17 protein-coding genes and 1 pseudogene are annotated in these 20,829 nt (G+C 39.6%); 11 read left to right on the plus strand and 7 right to left on the minus strand.

What is annotated here, in order from left to right; all coding sequences use genetic code 11:
* The first annotated feature begins 24 nt into the window (after positions 1-24).
* The 3 genes from CDZ88_RS00520 to CDZ88_RS00530 all read left to right on the plus strand — a co-directional run bounded on the left by CDZ88_RS00520 (position 25) and on the right by CDZ88_RS00530 (position 3,405).
* The gene (locus tag CDZ88_RS00520) at positions 25-1,155 is read left to right on the plus strand and encodes a sensor histidine kinase (protein ID WP_100371693.1); all 1,131 of its coding nucleotides are present in this window, start codon (positions 25-27) and stop codon (positions 1,153-1,155) included.
* 1 nt (position 1,156) lies between these two features.
* A complete protein-coding gene (locus CDZ88_RS00525; RefSeq protein ID WP_100371694.1) occupies positions 1,157-1,756 on the plus strand; it encodes a response regulator transcription factor in 600 nt (199 codons plus the stop codon).
* A gap of 176 nt (positions 1,757-1,932) precedes the next feature.
* A complete protein-coding gene (locus CDZ88_RS00530; RefSeq protein WP_100371695.1) occupies positions 1,933-3,405 on the plus strand; it encodes a protein adenylyltransferase SelO in 1,473 nt (490 codons plus the stop codon).
* A gap of 53 nt (positions 3,406-3,458) precedes the next feature.
* On the opposite strand, the gene CDZ88_RS00535 is transcribed toward CDZ88_RS00530, so the two are convergent.
* Positions 3,459-4,469, minus strand: coding sequence for a Gfo/Idh/MocA family protein (locus CDZ88_RS00535; RefSeq protein ID WP_100371696.1), 1,011 nt, complete (start codon positions 4,467-4,469; stop codon positions 3,459-3,461).
* A 144-nt stretch (positions 4,470-4,613) separates the two neighbouring features.
* Between CDZ88_RS00535 and CDZ88_RS00540 the strand changes: the two genes are divergently transcribed.
* The 5 genes from CDZ88_RS00540 to CDZ88_RS00560 all read left to right on the plus strand — a co-directional run bounded on the left by CDZ88_RS00540 (position 4,614) and on the right by CDZ88_RS00560 (position 10,607).
* On the plus strand, positions 4,614-4,862 hold the full coding sequence (locus tag CDZ88_RS00540) for a hypothetical protein (protein ID WP_100371697.1): 249 nt from the start codon (positions 4,614-4,616) through the stop codon (positions 4,860-4,862).
* Between the two features lie 303 nt (positions 4,863-5,165).
* A complete protein-coding gene (locus CDZ88_RS00545; protein ID WP_100371698.1) occupies positions 5,166-5,924 on the plus strand; it encodes a DeoR/GlpR family DNA-binding transcription regulator in 759 nt (252 codons plus the stop codon).
* Positions 5,921-6,832, plus strand: coding sequence for a 1-phosphofructokinase (gene pfkB, locus CDZ88_RS00550; RefSeq protein ID WP_100371699.1), 912 nt, complete (start codon positions 5,921-5,923; stop codon positions 6,830-6,832). The genes CDZ88_RS00545 and pfkB overlap by 4 nt, the downstream gene beginning before the upstream one ends.
* A gap of 15 nt (positions 6,833-6,847) precedes the next feature.
* Positions 6,848-8,728 (plus strand): PTS fructose transporter subunit IIABC, encoded by a 1,881-nt coding sequence (locus CDZ88_RS00555; protein ID WP_100371700.1) that lies wholly within the window; start codon positions 6,848-6,850, stop codon positions 8,726-8,728.
* A 226-nt stretch (positions 8,729-8,954) separates the two neighbouring features.
* On the plus strand, positions 8,955-10,607 hold the full coding sequence (locus CDZ88_RS00560) for a sulfatase-like hydrolase/transferase (RefSeq protein WP_100374549.1): 1,653 nt from the start codon (positions 8,955-8,957) through the stop codon (positions 10,605-10,607).
* Positions 10,608-10,653: 46 nt separating this feature from the next.
* Here the strand turns inward: CDZ88_RS00560 and CDZ88_RS00565 are convergent, their stop codons facing one another.
* The 4 genes from CDZ88_RS00565 to CDZ88_RS00580 form a co-directional block, all read right to left on the minus strand.
* Positions 10,654-11,517 carry a nitroreductase family protein gene (locus CDZ88_RS00565; RefSeq protein ID WP_100371701.1) on the minus strand — a complete coding sequence of 288 codons (864 nt, stop codon included), beginning with the start codon at positions 11,515-11,517 and terminating at the stop codon, positions 10,654-10,656.
* A 72-nt stretch (positions 11,518-11,589) separates the two neighbouring features.
* Positions 11,590-12,918: a DUF7305 domain-containing protein gene (locus CDZ88_RS00570; RefSeq protein WP_100371702.1), complete on the minus strand. Its 1,329-nt coding sequence runs from the start codon at positions 12,916-12,918 to the stop codon at positions 11,590-11,592.
* Between the two features lie 36 nt (positions 12,919-12,954).
* Positions 12,955-13,419 (minus strand): type II secretion system protein, encoded by a 465-nt coding sequence (locus CDZ88_RS00575; protein ID WP_100371703.1) that lies wholly within the window; start codon positions 13,417-13,419, stop codon positions 12,955-12,957.
* Positions 13,420-13,431: 12 nt separating this feature from the next.
* The gene (locus CDZ88_RS00580; protein WP_100371704.1) at positions 13,432-13,830 is read right to left on the minus strand and encodes a type IV pilus modification PilV family protein; all 399 of its coding nucleotides are present in this window, start codon (positions 13,828-13,830) and stop codon (positions 13,432-13,434) included.
* A gap of 323 nt (positions 13,831-14,153) precedes the next feature.
* Here CDZ88_RS00580 and CDZ88_RS00585 point away from each other — a divergent pair, with 323 nt between their 5' ends.
* Together CDZ88_RS00585 and CDZ88_RS00590 are read left to right on the plus strand one after the other, a co-directional pair.
* A complete protein-coding gene (locus CDZ88_RS00585) occupies positions 14,154-15,038 on the plus strand; it encodes a phosphate/phosphite/phosphonate ABC transporter substrate-binding protein (RefSeq protein ID WP_157796426.1) in 885 nt (294 codons plus the stop codon).
* Between the two features lie 30 nt (positions 15,039-15,068).
* Complete coding sequence (locus tag CDZ88_RS00590) at positions 15,069-17,516, plus strand: bifunctional diguanylate cyclase/phosphodiesterase (RefSeq protein ID WP_198507797.1); 2,448 nt, start codon at positions 15,069-15,071, stop codon at positions 17,514-17,516.
* 53 nt (positions 17,517-17,569) lie between these two features.
* Here the strand turns inward: CDZ88_RS00590 and CDZ88_RS17915 are convergent, their stop codons facing one another.
* Together CDZ88_RS17915 and CDZ88_RS17920 are read right to left on the minus strand one after the other, a co-directional pair.
* Positions 17,570-18,517: a methyl-accepting chemotaxis protein gene (locus CDZ88_RS17915; RefSeq protein WP_442857104.1), complete on the minus strand. Its 948-nt coding sequence runs from the start codon at positions 18,515-18,517 to the stop codon at positions 17,570-17,572.
* Positions 18,509-19,315: pseudogene (locus CDZ88_RS17920) on the minus strand (cache domain-containing protein); the annotation flags it as partial. The pseudogene CDZ88_RS17920 and the gene CDZ88_RS17915, both read right to left, overlap by 9 nt.
* A gap of 234 nt (positions 19,316-19,549) precedes the next feature.
* Between CDZ88_RS17920 and CDZ88_RS00600 the strand changes: the two are divergent.
* A complete protein-coding gene (locus CDZ88_RS00600) occupies positions 19,550-20,725 on the plus strand; it encodes a TraB/GumN family protein (RefSeq protein WP_100371708.1) in 1,176 nt (391 codons plus the stop codon).
* Positions 20,726-20,829: the final 104 nt, after the last annotated feature.

Genomic DNA, 20,829 nt, shown 5'->3' on the forward strand with positions numbered 1-20,829 from the left:
TGTAAACAAGAGAGGCGGTCCGTGATGCAAAGCTGGTATAATATCTTTCCTAAAAACACGGGACTTAGCGTGTACGTCTGGATCATTTTCTGTGTTTTACCTTTTTATTTTATCTTTAGATTATCTTCGGCTTTTGAAATAATTTTTGGGATCATTATGATCTTATTATTCTTTGTTTCGTATCGGTTATCGTTTATTACTAAAGGGAAGTTGATTTATCTTTGGGTTAGTATTGAGATGGCGATAAGTATAGGGATGACCCTTTTTTACGGCTATGTTTATTTTGCTCTTTTCTTAGCATTCTTTATTGGAAACATCCAAAGTAAGGCTGGCTTTTTCACGTTATATGTCGTCCATCTCGTCACGACGATTATTGCAGTAAGTGTAAGCTTCTTCACACAAAGTGAGTTATTCTATACACAATTCCCATTTATTATAATTTGTGTGATTGGAGTCATCCTTTTGCCGGTAAATATGTATAACCGAAACAAACGCGAAACGCTTGAGGGACAATTAGAAGATGCCAACGAGCGTATCTCTAAGTTTATTGTCATTGAAGAACGTCAACGGATCGCACGTGATCTTCATGATACGCTTGGTCAGAAACTGTCATTGATTGGTTTGAAAAGTGACTTAGCTCGGAAGTTAATTGAGCGAGATCCAGACGCTGCCAAAACTGAAATGCTCGATATTAACCAAACGGCGAGAACCGCATTAAAAGAAGTTCGAGAAATGGTCTCTGATATGCGAGGGGTTAAACTCGAAGATGAGATCATCCATGTGCAGCAAATACTAAGAGCGGCTCAAATAGAGTTTATGTTTGAAGGGGATGCTCGCTTAACTAACACGCCTTTGTTAGTTGAAAATGTTGTCAGTATGTGCTTAAAAGAAGCGGTAACGAATGTGACAAAACATAGCAAAGCGAAGACTTGTACGGTTGTAATTAAAGAATTAGATAATGAACTGCAAATAGTGATCAAGGATGATGGGAATGGGATTCAAGATGAAAGCGGTTCTTATGAAGGAAACGGACTTCGTGGAATTCGAGAACGGTTGGAATTTATTAATGGAAGCTTAGATATGACCATGTCAAACGGAACGACTCTCGATATTCGAGTGCCAAATATTATCATGCAAACGATTAGGGGGAATTAACGTGATACGAATTGTGATTGCCGAAGATCAGCGGATGTTGCTTGGAGCTCTTAGTTCTTTGCTTGATTTAGAAGAAGATATGGAAGTCGTAGGAAAGGCAAGGAACGGGGAAGAGGCATTGATGTTGGTGAAGGAGCATCAGCCAGATATTTGTATTATGGATATTGAGATGCCGATTAAAAGCGGACTTGATGTCGCAGAAGAGATTATGGATGAATCTTGTAAGGTGATTATTTTAACAACATTTGCTAGAGCAGGATATTTTGAGCGAGCGAGAAAGGCAGATGTGAGAGGCTATTTACTAAAAGATAGTCCGAGTGAAGAATTAGCGAAATCCATTCGTGTTATTATGGACGGTCGACGTATTTATGCTCCTGAACTCATTGATCTTGCCTACGATGATCCCAACCCACTCACTAATCGTGAAAAACAAGTGATGGAACTGATTGCAGAAGGAAAAAGCACGAACGAGATCGCTAGTGAGCTCTATTTAACAAATGGTACGGTCCGAAATTATATTTCTGCTATTCTTGATAAGCTAGATGTCGGAAATCGAATAGAAGCCATTTCCAGGTTTAAAGAGAAGGGCTGGTTTAAGTAGGCAGCAACCGTGCATACAATGCGTGAAATGAGTATGATTAGGAAGAAGAAGCATACGATAATGAAGAACCAATGGTTAACCGTAAACAAGTAACGAACAAAGATCATAGGTTACCTATGATTTTTGTTTAATTTGAGAACAAGTAGAGAATAAGAAGACAAAGAAAGGGAGATATGATGACACAGGAAAAAAAACGGACGGAAAGAGGCTGGAATTTAGAGAATAGTTACGCGAACTTACCGGAATTTTTCTTTAGTAGCCTGAATCCAACACCAGTATCTTCACCGAAATTGGTCATCTATAATCATGCGTTGGCATCATCTCTTGGATTAGAAGCAGACAAGCTGAAAGGTAACGAAGGTGTCGATGTATTTGCTGGAAACGAGATTCCAAGAGGCTCTATGCCTCTTGCTCAAGCATACGCGGGGCATCAATTTGGACATTTTACGCTACTCGGAGACGGTCGGGCGATCTTGCTTGGAGAGCAGATCACACCGGATGGGAGAAAAGTTGATATTCAGTTAAAAGGTGCGGGCAGAACACCTTATTCACGTGGGGGAGATGGTCGAGCAGGTCTTGGTCCGATGCTACGTGAATATATCATCAGTGAAGCGATGCATGGACTTGGGATTTCTACAACTCGTAGCCTAGCTGTGGTGACAACAGGGGAAGATGTCATCCGTGAAACCGAACAACCTGGGGCAGTTTTGACTCGTACCGCATCTAGTCATGTGCGCGTCGGAACCTTTCAATTTGTATCTAAATGGGGCTCAGTTGACGATCTTCAATCTTTAGCGGATTACACCTTGCAACGACATTTCACACATGCAGATTCATCGTCTAATCGTTATCTTTTCCTGCTTCAAGAAGTGATCAAACGTCAGGCCGAGCTAATTGCAAAGTGGCAACTCGTTGGCTTTATTCATGGCGTGATGAACACCGACAATATGTCGATTAGCGGAGAAACGATTGATTATGGTCCATGTGCCTTCATGGATGTCTATCACCCGAATACGGTATTCAGCTCCATTGATCGACAAGGACGCTATTCTTATAGCAATCAACCTTATATTGCTGGCTGGAATCTTGCCCGTTTTGCTGAGACACTTTTGCCTCTTCTTGATCATGATCAGGAGCAAGCGGTAGAAATCGCCCAAGATGCGATCTCAGAGTTTACAGCGTTATATCGAAGCAAATGGTTAGAAGGAATGAGAGCAAAGCTAGGGTTGTTTCATGAAGAGGAAGGAGATGCAACTCTGATTGATTCCTTGCTTGGTATGATGCAAAAGTACGAAGTGGACTATACCAATACTTTCCGTGCGTTAACTTACGGTACGATGGGGGAGACTACTTTAGGTAAAGCTCCAGAATTTGTCGGGTGGCAAGAACTTTGGAAAGCGAGACAAGATAGGCAACAAGAGTCATCTGAAGCTACGCAGCAATTAATGCGCAATCATAATCCTGCAGTGATCCCTCGTAATCACCGAGTGGAGGCTGCTCTTGAAGCGGCGGTGAATGGTGATCAGAGCGTGATGAGCAAGCTTCTTGATGTGTTATCTAATCCATACGCGCATTCTCTTGAACAAGAAGAGTACTCAACGTTGCCTGAGCCAACAAACCGCCCGTACCAAACTTATTGCGGGACATAATTTAGAAAAGAAGGAGGACGTGATATCATACGTCCTCCTTTTTGGCTGAACGATCAATACGTGATCGTTCTTTCTTCCTTCGCTGCAGTATAAGCGCATTCGATCAACCGTGTTAACGAGATCGCCGCATCGATATCAAAGTCTTGGATCGATTGCGAATCATTCGATACGATCAGCCTAATAAATTGAGCACTAGGCATTTCCTCATCAAGAAGAAGCTGCTCGAGAGGGACAGGTTCTAGGTTTTCATGACCCGGTACATGCTTAGATTGTAACCACACTCTGAAGGTCGATTGATTTCGACCGGTAATGACTAAACTGCCCTCTGTTCCAATAATCTCAAGCGTGTTATCTAGTCTAGAGGCAACAAACGATGTATGAGCTGTTCCTATTGCACCATCTTCGAACTCAATAAGTGTCGTCGAGTTTTCATCGTTTCCAGTACCATAGAGCTCATTCATCAAGCAAGTAATCTTCTTAGGAACCCCACAAAAATATGGCAACAAATAGAGACCATGACAACCAAGATCTAATGTCACCCCGCCACCTGTTTCCGCCGCATCAAACCAATAAGAAGGAAGCATCGTCTCGTCGAGTGCAGCCTGATGAGCGCGTCTGAAATAAGCAGACGTCACTCGCCCTAGCTGCCCGTTGTCAATCAATTGTTTTGCATAACGGTATGCACCGATTGTTTTCGATTCTAGCGAAATCATAAACTTCACCTTGTGCTTTTCGATGGCTTCTTTAATCTCTAAACATTCATCAACAGAGAGAGCTAAGGCTTTATCGGTAAAAATATGCTTTTTCGCATCGGCTGCTTGAATAATTACTTCTTTATGTCTTGTCGTAGCGCACTCAACCATCACTGCATCAATCTCAGGATTACTAAGGAGTTTTTCTAAATTTGATTCAAAAGGTACATCAAATTCTTCGGCAAAAGCCCTTCCTCTTTTTTCATCATCATCCCAAACAACTTCTAACTGAGCTAGTCCAGTCTTCAATGCATCTTCTACAAACCCTTTTGTATGAACATGCCACGCACCAATTAACGCTAAATGAACCATGTTCAATCCCTCGTTTCACCTAATATAGTCTATCGAAAGTACACTCATGTTGCAGTTTTAATACGATGTTTTATACCTAAGTCACTTGACATCTATTCGCTCACAGCTTTTGATGGAAGTAACGACTGAATGAGGAGAGGACACATGACTCAAAAACATTATCACAAAATAAGTATAATCGATTTCCAACGAACAGAACATCAATCAATATTTGTCCATTTCAATGGATACGATGCCACGGTAGAAAAGAAGTTCACTGGCGAAGTCAAATTTCTCGGAGGTAAGCCTTACGGGGACATTATTCACCCCGAACGATCTAGTTTATCAACGGAATGTAGAGAGTACGTTAGGAAAATGTTGTTGGAAAAGTATGAGAGAGAAGAGTTTAGTTAGTTGACACTGAAAATTTCAGTGTCATCTTTTTTGTTTTATCTCCTTTCTTATAGTAATTCGAGCATATCTGGTTAGTTTATAAAGGGTGTGTAGAATGTTTTCTTTACTAAAAGCAATTCTTAACACGTGAAAAATTATAAAGATTAGTAAGTTTAAACGCCTATTTGATCACTTTTGATTGATTCTGAACGTAATATTTGATCATTTTTGATTGTTATTGATAGAAAATGATTGATTTTTGTAAACGTTTTATTTACAATGAAAGTACAGAACAACATCATGTAAGACAAAGGAGTCATGCTTGTGCTTACGTTTGAAAGGCAGCAATTAATTTTACGTGTGCTCGAGAAGAAGAAGGTTATTACGATCTCTGAATTAGTAGAAGAGACAAGTGCTTCTGAGTCGACGATTCGAAGAGACTTAACAGAACTTGAAAATAAAAAACAATTAAAACGGGTCCACGGTGGAGCCTCTTTACTATCTGGGAAGATGGATGAGCCGACAGTGGCTGAAAAAGAATCAAAACACCAGGATGAAAAAGCGGCAATTGGTGAGTATGCTGCTTCCTTGGTAGCAGATGGGGATTGTATCTTCATTGATGCAGGAACAACAACGAAGGAAATGGTTCAACATTTAACGGGAAAAGACATTGTCGTCGTGACAAACGGAATAAATATTGTATCTGAGTTAGTGGACCACGGATTAAAGACGTATGTCACGGGTGGCTTTGTTAAGGAAGGAACACGCGCACTTATCGGTCGTGGAGCGAGTGATAGTTTGAAAAATTATCGATTTGATAAAGCTTTTATTGGAGCGAACAGTATTGAGGAATCCAATGGCTACTCCACGCCCGATCCAGAAGAAGCATTTGTTAAACAAACAGCGATTGAAAGAGCAAATATAGCATTTGTCTTAGCTGATCACTCGAAGTTTGGGGATGTCTCATTTGCAAAGATTGCTGATCTTAAAGAAACAACTATTATCACTTCAGAGAAAATGGAATCATCGATCCAAGATTTTTATCTAAGGAAAACAAACTTAAAGGTGGTGAACATAAAATGATCTATACTCTTACGTTAAATCCATCGGTCGATTACATTGTCTCGGTAGATGGCTTTAAACTAGGTGAAACCAACCGGACTACAGAGGAACGGAAAGTACCAGGAGGAAAAGGCATTAACGTATCACGAGTATTAAAACAACTTCAAGTCGAGAGTCAGGCACTTGGATTTGTCGGTGGTTTTACTGGGCAGTTTATGAAAGCTTCGTTAAAGCAAGAAAACATTACTGCTGACTTTATTGAAGTAGCAGGGGACACACGTATTAACATAAAACTGAAGACTGGAACTGAAACAGAACTCAACGGCCAATCACCATTGATTACAATGGAGCATCTAAACTCTCTAAAAACGAAGCTTCAAAAAATAAAAGATGGCGATTTTCTAGTCCTAGCAGGAAGTGTGCCAAAGAGTGTACCATCTTCAATTTACTCGACGATCATGAGAGAGATGAAAGGGCGAGGCGTTCAAGTGATTGTGGATTCGAGTGGTCCTGCCTTAAAAGAAGCACTTGCTGACCAACCCTTTTTGATCAAGCCGAACCATCATGAGTTAGCTGAGTTGTTTCAGTATGAAGAGGTGTCTATAGAGCATGCTGTAGAACTAGGTAAGAAAGCACTCGATCAAGGGGCACAAAATGTAATTGTCTCTATGGCAGGAGAAGGTGCATTATTTATCAACAATGAAATGACTTTAACTGCGACAGTTCCTAAGGGAGAAGTAGTGAACTCAGTGGGAGCTGGTGATTCCGTAGTGGCTGGTTTTTTAGCTGCCTTAAAAAAAGAGCAAAGCTTAGAGGACTCGTTTCGTTACGCAATAGCGGCTGGGAGTGCGACGGCATTTAAAGATGGGTTTTGTACAGTACCAGAGATTGAGAAGTTAGAAAGGGATATAAAAATAAATAAACTTTAAGGGTGGGTGGAATGAATGAGAATTGTTGATTTACTTTCAAAGGAAACGATCCTTTTAGATTTAACATCGTCTACAAAGGATCAAGTCATTAACGAGTTAGCGGATAAGCTTGACCACGCTGGAAAGCTAGTAAATAAAAAGAAGTATATTGAAGAGATTCATAACCGTGAGAACCAAAGTTCAACTGGAATTGGTGAAGGGGTTGCGATCCCACACGCGAAAACATCTGCGGTAAAAGAACCTGCGATTGTTTTTGGTCGTTCTAGTCGAGGGATAGACTATGAAGCATTGGATGGCAAACCTAGTTATCTATTTTTCATGATAGCAGCAAGCGAAGGAGCCAATAACGAGCACTTGCAAACATTATCTAGGCTATCAACATTGCTTATTGATCCGGATTTTCGTGAAACTTTAATGAAAGCGCAAACAGAGGATGAGATTCTTGAGCTGATTAGTAAACGAGAAGAAGAAAAGATAGCGGACGAAGAAAATGAACCTGAAGAAGAGACAAATGAAAAATATATTTTAGCCGTTACAGGTTGTCCGACAGGTATTGCTCATACGTATATGGCAGCAGATTCGTTAAAAGAAAAGGCAAAAGCTTTAGGCGTATCTATCAAAGTGGAAACGAATGGCTCGGATGGGGTGAAGAATCGTTTAACTGCTGAGGACATTAACCGAGCAGATGCGATCATTATAGCAGCCGATACAAAAATCGAAAAAGAAAGATTTGCAGGCAAGCATGTTCTTGATGTCCCTGTAACAGACGGGATTCGTCGGCCGGAGGAATTGATTAAAAGGGCAATCAATCAAGATGCACCAATCTACCGTGGGGATGGAAGTCAGTCGAGTTCTTCTTCCGAAAAAGAAGGCAGACAAAAGTCTGGATTCTATAAACATCTAATGAATGGTGTCTCTAATATGCTGCCGTTCGTTGTCGGTGGTGGGATTTTGATCGCAATTTCATTCTTCTTTGGAATTGAGGCGGCAGATCCTAATAGTGCTGATTATCATCCATTTGCTGAAGCGTTAAGTATCATTGGTGGAGGCACTGCGTTTGGCTTAATGATTCCGGTCTTAGCAGCGTTTATCGCGATGAGTATTGCTGATCGTCCAGGTTTTGCACCAGGTATGGTAGCAGGTTTAATTGCTTCAACGGGCGAAGCTGGTTTCTTAGGCGGAATCATTGCTGGTTTTATGGCGGGTTATCTCGTATTGTTACTAAAGAGAGCATTCTCTTTTATGCCACAGTCATTAGCAGGAATTAAAACGATCTTAGTTTATCCGTTGTTCGGTATCTTTTTAGCTGGTTACTTGATGCTTGAAGTAATTGTTGAGCCTGTTCAAGCATTCAACACGATCCTTGAGGGTTGGCTTGGAAACATGGGGACAGGGAACATTGTCTTATTAGGGATTCTTTTAGGTGCGATGATGGCGATCGATATGGGTGGACCAATTAATAAAGCGGCTTTCACTTTCGGTATTGCGATGATTGATGCGGGGAATTATGCACCTCATGCAGCAATTATGGCAGGTGGAATGGTACCACCACTTGGTATTGCCTTAGCAACAACTTTATTTAAGAGTAAATTTACAAAACAAGAACGTGAGGCGGGGAAGACAAACTACATCATGGGAGCTTCATTTATTACAGAAGGAGCCATCCCGTTTGCTGCGGCAGACCCGGGACGTGTCATTCCATCGATTGTAGCTGGATCAGCTGTTGCTGGAGGATTAGCGATGTTATTTGGTAATACTCTTATCGCCCCACATGGTGGAGCATTCGTTATTTTCGTTGCGGTTGAAAACTGGCCATTCTATATTTTAGCAATCTTACTAGGAGCGGTCGTGACAGCTCTAATGCTCGGATTTTGGAAGAAGCCTGTTAGTTCATAAGAACAAATAATAGATGATGATCCGAACCTCAAAGCAATAGTCTTTGAGGTTTTTTTGGCGTTCAAGTCAACATCTCGAGCGAGTAGATAAAAAAATCATCCTAACATTTCCTATAATTGGTCATATAGTAGTAAAAAGTCTCAGAAGTAGGGGTGCGATCGAGTTGAAAGCAAAACGAAAGGTTTTAAGCGAGCTTCAACAAAAAAAGACGAATATTCTCATCTTAATGGTGGATCAGCAACGGTTTCCATCTGTCTATGAAACAAAGGAGCTGAGAGAGTGGAGAAGAAAACATTTAGTGACGCAGCAATTGTTGCGTAAAAATGGGATGGAATTTTTAAATCATTACGCCGGGAGTACGGCTTGTTCTCCAAGCAGAACTACTCTCTACACAGGACAATATCCATCACTTCATGGCGTGACACAGACAAGTGGAGTTGCCAAAGGGGCCTTTGATCCCGATGTGTTCTGGCTTGATCCTAATAGCGTGCCTACAATAGGTGATTACTTTCGGGCGGTTGGGTACGATACGTTTTGGAAAGGAAAGTGGCACGCATCGGATGAAGATATCTTAATTCCAGGTACCCATAACGCGTATTCAAGCTACGACGCTAAAACGGGTGTACCGAATAAGGAAAAAGAAAAAATGTATAAACGAGCGGATCGCCTTGATTTATTCGGGTTTTCAAGTTGGATCGGACCAGAACCTCATGGTACAGATCCTCGTAATTCAGGATCATCAGCAGCGGTTGGCACGAGTGGACGTGATGAAGTGTATGCAGCAGACGCCGTTAAGTTAATCAAAAAATTAGAAAAGAAACACAGAGGGGCAAAGAATTCTAAGCCATGGTTGACGATGTGTTCCTTTGTTAACCCACATGATATTGCGCTTTATGGGGTCCTAACAGCGCTTCAACCGACCTTTAATTTTGAAGTCGATCCTTCCCTTCCGCGTGTTCCTGCAGCTCCAACGGTAAGAGAATCGCTGCACACGAAACCGCAAGCACAAGAGAGCTACCGAATCACTTACCCTAAAGCGATCCAGCCAATCATCGACAATAATTTTTATCGCCAACTATATTACAGCTTGCAGAAAAAAGCCGATCAAGAAATGCTTAAAGTGTTTACAGCCCTTCAAGAGTCGAGCTTTTATGATGATACCATCGTGATCTTCACAGCTGATCATGGCGAATTACTAGGCGCGCATGGAGGCCTCTATCAAAAGTGGTACAACATGTATGAAGAGTCGATTCATGTGCCATTGATCATTCATAGTCCGAAAATGTTTAAGCGTAGTGAACAAACGGATATGCTGACAAGTCATGTTGATATTCTCCCCACTTTGTTAGGGCTATCAGGAGCGAATGTTCAGCGTATTCAAGGGCGACTTGATAAGGATCATACCGAAGTTCATCCACTAGTTGGCAGAGATTTAACCCCGTTACTTAATGGAGAAAAAGAGTTCTGTGGTGTCGATGAACCTATTTACTTTATGACTGATGATGACGTGACGAGCGGCTTGAACCAAACGACGGCAACAGGTCAGCCTTATGAATCAGTTACACAACCAAATCATATTGAAGCCGTCATAACCAAGCTAAGAACGGGAAGAGGGAATAAAAAAGAAACGTGGAAATTCGCTCGTTACTTTGAAAAACAGCAGGATTCAACGAACGTATCTACTAAGAACAATCCGAACGCAACACCAAATGAATTTGAGTTATATAATCTAAGCGAAGATCCACTCGAACAAAAAAACTTGGCTAATCCGTTATATGCCACTGAAAAAACAGCCAGAATCCAGCGAGTCTTAATGACCATCCTTCATGAACAATCAAAACAAAAAAGACTCTCACCAACAAGTGGAGAGAGCGAGTAGAATCTATATCAATAATAAACAAACCTCTATCGATTGTAGAGGTTGTTTATTGTTGGTTCCAACTAACGACGTACTCAATGTTTTCATTTAGTCGCTCTAACTCAGGCTCGCAGGTAACCCAATTCCCGTTAATACCTAGCTCTTCACAGGCTAATTCAAGTTGGCACATCGCAATGCCCATATCTAGCAGCTGCATTTGATAGCCTAATGTCTTGCTGTAATTTGGTGTATGTTCAATGTAGAAATGACAAAATTGGCGGTCTTCTGAGAGAACGAGACGCCAAGGTTGTTTATTGGACGCAGATGGACCAAGTCTAACCATTTCTATCGGGATTTCTAATGGACCGGCGTTTTCGCTTTGCAATGGAGTAGTGAAATTCGCATCATAAAAAAGTTTCTCCCACGGTTTCTTATTATCGGCCCTCACCACAAAACGCAAAGCCTTGTCAAAGACACGTTGCTTTTCTTTCGGATACCCTAATGGTGTCACGCATGGAATGAATTCGTCATCTTGCAACTGTATTTCTTTTTCAAATGAGTTTCGTGTAAAAGTCCCACCCATCCAACATGTACCTATGCCGAGCTGTGTTGCAAATAAAGTCATGCGATGGAAAATGTAGGCATACTCGATCAGTGAATATTTATCATTCGCTGATGAACCAACTAAATAAGCTTTTGGATCTTTAATAAATCCATATGTTCCAAGCTTGATCCCTTTTTCCGTTACATTTTTTTGAACCAACACGAGATCAATCCGGCCTCTTGCACCAAACGGTCCAGTAAGATTGCTTCCATCATTTAAATAGCTAGTTAACTTGTAGATATCTTCCTTTGAAAGATCATTGCCATCAAAGGTTCGAATCGACTGGCGTCTGCGCATCGTGTCGATGATTGATGTTGAAAAAGTCATGATACATCTCCTTAAAACAGAATCGTATTTGCATGTGTATTCACCGAAAAATGAATTTAAATTCTATCGGGCTTAATTAAAAAACGGCACGCTCTCTACATCAATTGGTTGATAGTTAATTCGTGTTCCACCATCACCTGAAAAACGATTACTGATCACCATGCCATTGACGATACCACCGCCACTAAGTGTAAAAGTGGCATTTGGGGCATAAATGAGTGAATTATTTCTCGTTCCTCCATCTACTTTCACTTGGTTTCCTCCTGTAACAATCGCTCCTTGGAAGCCACCACCTGCTGTGATTTCAATATTGGCATCTTCTGCAAAAAGAGAACCGTATATTTTTTGGCTACCACTTAACTTTAGGTTTTTAGGGAGACCGCCCGACTTGTTTCCCTCTAAATACACATTCAGTCGGTCTATAGATCCGTTATTATTAATCGTACTTCCAGAGCCCATTGTTATTTTATCGCGCACATAAATAGTGAGTTTTCCAGAGCCGATCACTTCAATATGCCCATTTGTATTGTTCAAATGGTCGACAACAAGGATTCGGTCTTGCTCTCCGGTATTTATTTTTAATTTGTAATTGCTTGTGACATTAATGTCTTTGAATGAATAATTACCGTCTAGATTCAATGTGTAGTCTTTAGCCATCCAGCTGTTAATATTTAAATTTCCATCTTTAACAACATTGTGTTTGTTCCACTGACTAACCGCAACTTCAGCGTCTGGATAAACAGGTAAGGATGGAATGGTAGGGAAAATAGGTATTTGAGTGATCTTATGTTGTTGGTCTAGAATGTTTCCATTTATCGCTGCGCCACCTAACACTTGAATGTGGCTCTCGAGGTAACTTGTTCCGATGTCTCCGTTAATTGTTGCGCCCCCGCTTAACGTGATGTATTCATTAGCAAACAAAGCATAATTAGATGGGAATGTAAAACCACCTCTCGGATCTTCTCGTATTTCAATGGTGATTTTTTCTCGTTCGTGCGTGCGCTCGGCTTCAATTATTGTATTTACGTCAAACGTAGTATTTATTGAATCACTAAGGGTGAAATTCACTTGAAGGTGATAGGTGGGGTCAACCATATCACAATCTGAAATAGTTACTGAATTGTTAACCAAGGTTATATCATCAAATTCAATCTGTGAGCGTGGAAGCAGATCATTAAAGCAAACTTGGTACTCTTCGCCATGATGTTGTTGTCGCAATGTGGTCACAATTAAATTAGCTTCTTGCCTTAAATTAATATGAGATTGTGTTCTATCATTATGTCCTGTCGTCATTAAGAGGAGACTAAAAGAGATTCCACCGATTAAACTGACGAGAAGAAGAGTAATCAATACTTCAATAAGAGTCAGTCCAGATTGATTGGACGTGATTTTTTTATACAATGTAGGCACCTACTTTCCTGAGGTTGCAACTATCATTTATTCTAGTAATTCTATAAAATCATCTAGCTCCACTAGGTAATCCTGTTCTTGAAACTGCTTCTCTTGAACGACTGTAAAAATCGAAAAAGTCATCTTCGATTCATTAATAACTGGTTCGGAGATTAAAAACGATTGATTGTATAAAGATATTTCATAACTAGCTACTTGATCTGAGATGATCGGAATGATGTAGTCTACTGGTTGTGGAACAGGAGTTGGTGGATTCTCTGAACTGATTAACTCAATGTAATTATTTACGGCGAGATTTACGGATTTATTAATATACACTTGAGCCATATCTTCTAGCTTGATTCGTTGAAGATTCTCTTCTGCTAGCTTAAATTGATTGGCATTTGATAGTAGGTTAGATAAGAGAACAGGAATGAATATTCCAATCATTGTGATTGTTAATAAAACTAGAATGAGCGCATACCCTTTTTCATTTTTTTGTTTTTTAATCATCATTTCCCTCACCTACTTCTCAATGTATCCATATAGTCTCGTTGTATTAGAATCGCTAAAGTTATGTTCGATTGATATATCTACTGAAACGACTGTTAATCCTAATTCATTTGTGAGTAATTCATCTGCACGGATGTAATATCTTTTATTATTAATATCAAAAAAATGAATGCCTTCTGTCTGATTATAGTGATCAAGATTTACAGAGTGGCTCTCCTTCACTTCTGTGAGAACTTTTTCCGCTATATTTACCGCCGTTAACCTGTCTTCCACTTTACTTGAAGAAAGTATTGACTGCGAAAATAAATTTAAGAAACTGATAATGAGGATCCCCATAATGACAATAGAAACTAAGATCTCAACTAATGTCAATCCATGTTCTTTTTTGAAATATTGTTTTACGTTCAGCATGTTTGTTCACCTCGTCTTTAGAAAAACCGAACTATACCATTCGAAGTATGCAGTTCTTATCATTATTTGATCATACAGATCTCAATAATGACATGTGCAAAATATATTTGAAAATGATTTTATTTAAGATTTTCTCTGTAATTAGATTTTATCATAGGGAGATTAGTTATTGTTTTATTTACGAATGTATTTCACTTGATCAGGACGTAAGCAGTAGAGGTGATCGATTTTATTCTCTTATGAAAATTAACACTCCCTTAACAATACTATAGTAAAATATACCCTGGAGAAAAGAATGTGGAAACTATTTAGGGGGAGCTTTTTTGAAACGTTTAGTTAAGGGGTTATTGCTAGTTATTTTGCTGAGCGGAATAACAGCTTGCAACCATGTGCCAGATGAAATTACTGTAGGTTTGATACCAGCGAGAGATGCTGCTGGTATGATTGAACAATTCACCCCGATGAAAGAATATATAGAGGATGAACTGGGTATTACGATTCAACTTGAAGTAACAGACGACTATGCTGAATTAATTCGTAAGATGGATGATCGGAAGGTTGATATCGCGTGGTTTGGGCCTTTTTCATATATTGCAGCTGAGATGGAGTTAGACCTTGAGCCCCTCGTTGTTCAATCACGGAAGGATACGGGTGTATATTATCATTCACTTATTTTGACAAAGGCCGATACACCTCATCAGTCGATTGAGAGCTTAAATCGAACTTCCTTTGCATTTGTAGAAAAAGGATCGACCTCAGGATATGTAATTCCACACGCTATGTTTACTAGTCGTGATATTGAATATGAAGATTACTTTAGTGAGATTGTTTATTCACAGTCTCATGATGGTGTTCTAACCGATATTATTAATGAAACTGTAACGGCTGGGGCTGTTGGAGATATAACGTACAATAAATGGTTATCAGACGGTTTAATAGATGAGGAAGAGTTACTCATTCTATGGAAATCAAGTGAGATTCCTGGTTCGCCATTTGTCGCACACGCTCAATTAAATGAGAAAGTAAAACAACGGTTTACTGAGGCGATGTTGGAGGTGCACGTAAAAGCACCTGAAGCATTAATACACTACAATAAAGCAATTGAATATTATGTCGAGGCTGATAAGCAAATGTATAATAGCATACGGAATATCTCTACGATTCTAGGAGATGAATATGTTGAGAATCAGTTTCTACGGGCGCAGTAAAGGCATGAGGCTATGGGGGCGGTGAACAGTATGAAGTCGACGAGTATTCGTTTTATCATCATCTATATGATTATCATTTTTGGGGTGTTAACAACAGCGGTCCTTGGGTTCTTTGTCTATAACAATAGTAAAAGTAGTATTGAATCTCAGTTCAATAATGAAGCCGATCTTATTTTAACTCATACAGCAAAAGACTTTAATGAAAAATTTATTCGAGCAGAAAGAGTAATCGGCTACTTAGCGGAGTTTCTTTTAAAAGATGCAGAAAATGAATTTGAAATAGAAACAAAACTTGAGGCTTTGCAATATGCGATGCCTTCAAGTTGGAACATGTTCTATGCTTCACCAGAAGGGACTATGTTTGCAGGAAGAGAAATTGACTTTCCAAGTAGCTATCGACCGAGCGAGCAAGAATGGTACGAAGAGGCACAAGCGAATCCTAATCAATTGATATGGACCGAGCCTTATTTAGATTATTTTACGCAACAGATTGTAATTACAGCTTCCCAAAGTATAGTAGATGAAAATGGACAATTATTCGGTGTGGTAGCGATTGATTATGCGATGGCTGATTTAAGTTCAACGATTAGTGATTACACCATAGGCGACGAGGGGTTTGTGATGCTACTAAGTCGTGATGGGACCATCCTTGGTAATAAAGGTGATTATATGATTGGTCGGACTCTTTTAGGAGATGATTTTGGAGCCAATATTTCCAACTTACAAGGGGGTTGGGTAACGCGAGAATTCGATGGACATCGATATGATCTTCGGGCTACTGAAACACTACAAAACGGGATGTACATAGTTACAGCGACTAATCAGGGAGAGATAGTCAAAAAAGTATTTCAAGCAAATTTATTAGTTTTTGTTGTTGGCCTGCTTGTTTTGTTGATCTTTAGTTACATGTTGTATTCGATGGCTCAACGAGGAATAAAGCCTTTAGCTAAATTAGTTCAACTAATGGGAAGCGCGGAGGCTGGTAATTATGATGTTCGGGCAGAGGTGCGAAACTATTATGAGGTGACAAGGTTGACGAATGGATTTAACAGCATGCTCGAGGCCATTCAAAAAAGAGATGATGATATTATCAAATCACATAATGAATTGAAAGCTACTGAAGAAGAGCTTAGAAAAAAATACTGTGAATTAAAAACAAGTCGAGCAGAGATCGAGAGACTTGCAAGCTTTGATTCATTGACAGGGTTGTTAAACAGACGTAGCTTTAAAGAAAAATTGAATACCCATCTCCTACATCATCAAAACGGAACGTATTCGGCTGTCTTTTTTGTTGATCTTGATAACTTTAAAATCGTTAATGATACGATGGGTCATTCAATGGGAGACCACCTCATACAGCAAGTGTCTGAACGCTTATCTTCCATTCAATTCGATAAAAAGTTAATTGCTCGTATTGGTGGGGATGAATTTATCCTATTTGTCGAAGGGTTATCCTCGTTAGAGAACGTTCAGAGTGCAGCGAAGGATTTGCTTAATGTGTTAAAGCAGCCCGTGTACTTAGACTCAATCCCATTTATAGTGACAGCAAGTGTGGGGGTAGCGGTGTCGCCTTTACATGGAGATTCCTCTGAACAATTAATGAAATACGCGGATATGGCCATGTATCGAGCCAAATCGATTGGAAAGAATCAATTCAGTGTTTATGATGAGAAGTTAGCAAAAGAGATAGAACGGAAGATTTGGATTGAGCGAGGGATTCAACATTGCTTAGAGAATCAAGAGTTTCATCTATTCTTTCAACCGATTTATAGCATGAATCAAGAACGTGTCACGAATGTAGAGGCCTTGTTACGTTGTTCGTCGGATTATTTGAAGGAAATTCCCATTTTTGAAATCATTCAGGTGGCAGAAGAGACGGGACAAATTATAAGTATTGATAATTGGGTTTTAAGAGAAGCATCTAAACGAGCGAAAGAGATGAATGAGAGACGATCAACCCGTGAGATTATTAAAGTTTCTGTAAACATTTCAGCGATGCATATCGCACATGCAGATTTTATTGGTCATGTCTTAACTATACTCCGTGAAGTAGATGTAGATCCGAGTTTGATTGAGCTAGAAATCACGGAAACGGCTGTAATGGAGAGATTCGATGTGAATAAAGACAAATTGAAAGAATTAAGAGCTCTCGGTATTTCCATTCACTTGGATGATTTTGGGACGGGGTATTCGTCGCTCAATTATTTGAAAGATTTATCAATCGATTACGTCAAGCTCGACAAATCATTTATTGATCATATGGCTTACTCTGAAAAAGATGCAGGGATTGTGAAGGCAATTCTCAGGCTAGCACATCATGCAGGTTTGAAAGTGATTGTTGAAGGGGTTGAAACGAAAGAGCAATACGAACTTCTTCAGTTATTTCGATGTGATTACGTCCAAGGCTATTACATTAGCAAACCAAGAAGACTCAATGAACTCACTGAGTGTACGGAAAGCAAATTAATGCTCGTTTAATAAATACTAACGTGAAAAGGTCCGCACCTTCTAGAAGGTGCGGACCTTTTTTATTACACTTTAAATTTTTCAATCTGAGTCATAAGCTCTTCTGTAATACGGTTTAAGTGGTCAATTGAGCTTTCAATCTCTTTCATCGAAGCCTCTTGTTCCTCGGAGGCGGCTGCAATATTTTCAGAGTTTCCAGACACTGTTCTAATTTCCTCCATGATCTTCTTTGTGTTTGAAGTCAAGGCCTGGGCTCGTCTATTAATGGTAGAAGATGATTCAACAATTTCGTTCATCTGTATTGATACATGCTCTGTGTCATTAGCAATTTCAATAAAGGAGTGGCTAGCTTGAGCAATCTTTTCTTTTCCGCTATTCACTTCTTTAATTACACCTTGAACAGATGCGACAGAGCTATCGGTTTCTTTTTGAACTTCACTGATTAAACGGCCGATTTCTTTGGATGAATCAGCCGATTTCTCTGCTAGCTTTCTTACTTCCGCAGCAACAACAGCAAAGCCACGGCCTGACTCACCAGCACGTGCCGCTTCAATCGCTGCGTTTAAGGCTAATAAATTCGTTTGTTCAGTAATGTCTGTGATCACATCAATGATTTGATTAATTTGATCTGTTTTGGCTTTTAAACTAGTAATAGTTGTCATATAATCGTTAATCACATCAACGGCATGTTCCATTTTTTGCATCGACTCTTTGGCAATGAAGCTTCCATCACTTGCTTTCGTACTAGTAGTTGCTGATCTTTTTGCAAGCTCTTTTGCGTACGTATCTACTTTTTCCAGCTCATCTGTTAGCAACTGAATCGCTTCTAAATTCGCAGCTGTCTTTTCAGAATTCCCCTCAACAGCCGTAGCAAGCTCTTGAATTGCCTCAGTCACTTGTGATGTAGCGTTAGAATTTTCATTAATTGTAGCAGTAAGTTCCTCTGAGAAACTTTGAATCTCGATTGAAGAACCACTTACTTGATGAACAATTTGTTGCAATTCATTTTTCATGGTATTGATACTTATCGACAAGTCACCAATTTCATCCTCGGAATTTACTCGAATGTCTTCGGATGTTAAGTCACCATGACTAATATCCTCAGCTGTTTCTTTGACATCAATCAATGAACGTGTCACTCTTCTAACGATCCATGCAATAACGACTACAATTAAGGCAAGAATAACGATAGCAACAAGGACTAGAACGAATAACATACTATAGACCGGCTCGTAAAATTCATCCGTGTAGGCGCCGATGGCAATATGCCAATCCCATGGCTCGAAGTAGGTAGTAGATAATACTTTTTCGCGAACCGCACCACTAGGTTCAACCCAGTCGTATCGATAAAAAGACTCTGTAGATGATTCATTTAAGGCGACGATATCTTGAATTACGTATTTACCTGAGTCATCTTGGATTTCCGAACCATCTTGCCCTTCAAGTGCTGGATGCATGGCGGCTGTATACGTAGAATCCCAAGCAAAAACATAGCCGTCATCTCCAAATACAAATGCAGACTGAGAAAAATCTCGTCGACCTTCACTATCCGTTGGTCCAAGGATGCTCTCTTTAGCTATCTCTTTTGCTTCCTCTTCTGTTAGATTGCCATTCACGGTTTGTTGATGAAGTGTTTGTATTAATGATGTACTTCCTAATACAATATCCTCTAAGTTACTTTCTCCGAACTCTCCAAATCCTTGTTTGGCAATGATGTAGGATGCTGCTGTCATTCCACATGTAAGTAAAAATGTAACGAGTACGGAGAAGATAATGATCTTAGCTGTTAAGCTTTTTTTAACGGCTTTCATTTGGTGCCCCCTTATTTCTATCTAGTATTATCTCCCTGCTCATTATATCGTAGCTAATGGTGTTTTTATGAAGAAGAGTGTAGAAAAAGCTCGAAAATTACAAGGTGATTAGATATGAAAGTGATCTATTTAAGCATTTTTTTGTTCGTAGCAACTATAGATTGTTCTTCTGTTTAATATTTGAGATAATAAATTAATACTTATTAGCAGAATTGCTGAAAAAGGAAGGTACATATGTCCGAGCAGAATATAACTAGGATTCATTTAAATGGAAAAGAGTTGATCTTAATTGGAACAGCTCATGTCTCAAAACAAAGTGCAGAAGAGGTCAAGCAAGTAATTATTGCAGAACAACCTGATTCGGTTTGTATTGAGTTAGACGAACAACGCTATCAATCTGTGACAGAGGATAGTAAATGGAAGAACATGGACATATTTAAGGTGATAAAAGAAAAAAAAGCAACACTTCTCCTTATGAACTTATTTATCTCTTCGTTCCAAAAAAGGATGGCAAAACAATTTGGTATCAAGCCCGGCCAAGAGATGATCCAAGGTATTGAATCAGCCAAGGAAGTAGGAGCCGAATTGGTTCTTGCTGACCGTAACATTCAAATCACATTTGCGAGAATTTGGCATGGTGTTGGCTTTTGGGGACGTGCAAAGTTACTAATGTCGATTGTTTACAGCGTTTTTAATAATGAAGAGATTTCTGAAGAGGAACTTGAACGAATGAAGACCGAGGATATGTTAAATACGATGTTACATGACTTAACTGTTTCATTTCCGAGATTAAAGAAGCCTTTAATTGATGAACGTGATCAATATTTAGCACAAAAAATTAAAGACGCACCAGGGGACAAGATTGTGGCTGTTCTTGGAGCTGCACACGTTCCTGGTATTAAAGAAGAAATTAAAAAAGATCATGATTTAGAAAAACTCAACGAGCGTCCAAAAAAGTCAATTGCACCCAAATTAATTGGCTGGATGATACCGATTTTCATTTTAAGTTTAATAGGTTATGCATTTTATGCCAATCCAGAAGTTGGAGCGAACTTAACGATGAGTTGGATTTTGTGGAATGGTACTTTTGCAGCCATTGGAGCCGCTGTGGCACTTGGTCATCCACTAACCATCATCGCAGCATTTTTAGTAGCACCGATTAGTTCTCTGTATCCATTGCTTGCGGCTGGGTGGTTTGCTGGTATTTTAGAAGCTTATATGAGAAAGCCAAAGGTAGGCGATTTTGAACGCCTGTCGGATGATGTATTCACGTTAAAAGGCTTTTGGAATAATAAGGTGACACGGATCTTGCTGGTCGTTGTCTTAACGAACCTAGGAAGTACATTAGGCACATTTATTGGTGGCGCTGACGTAATCCGTATCTTCATTCAAAATATTTTCGGAGCATAGTAAGAAAGCTGGTTTTTACCAGCTTTCTTTTTTAATTTCTATGAAAAAGCTTTTAAGGCATTAACCTTTGTAAGATTACCTACATATGTTGAATGAAAAGGACT

The organism is Bacillus sp. FJAT-45037 (assembly GCF_002797325.1).
GTDB lineage: Bacteria > Bacillota > Bacilli > Bacillales > Bacillaceae_D > Alkalihalophilus.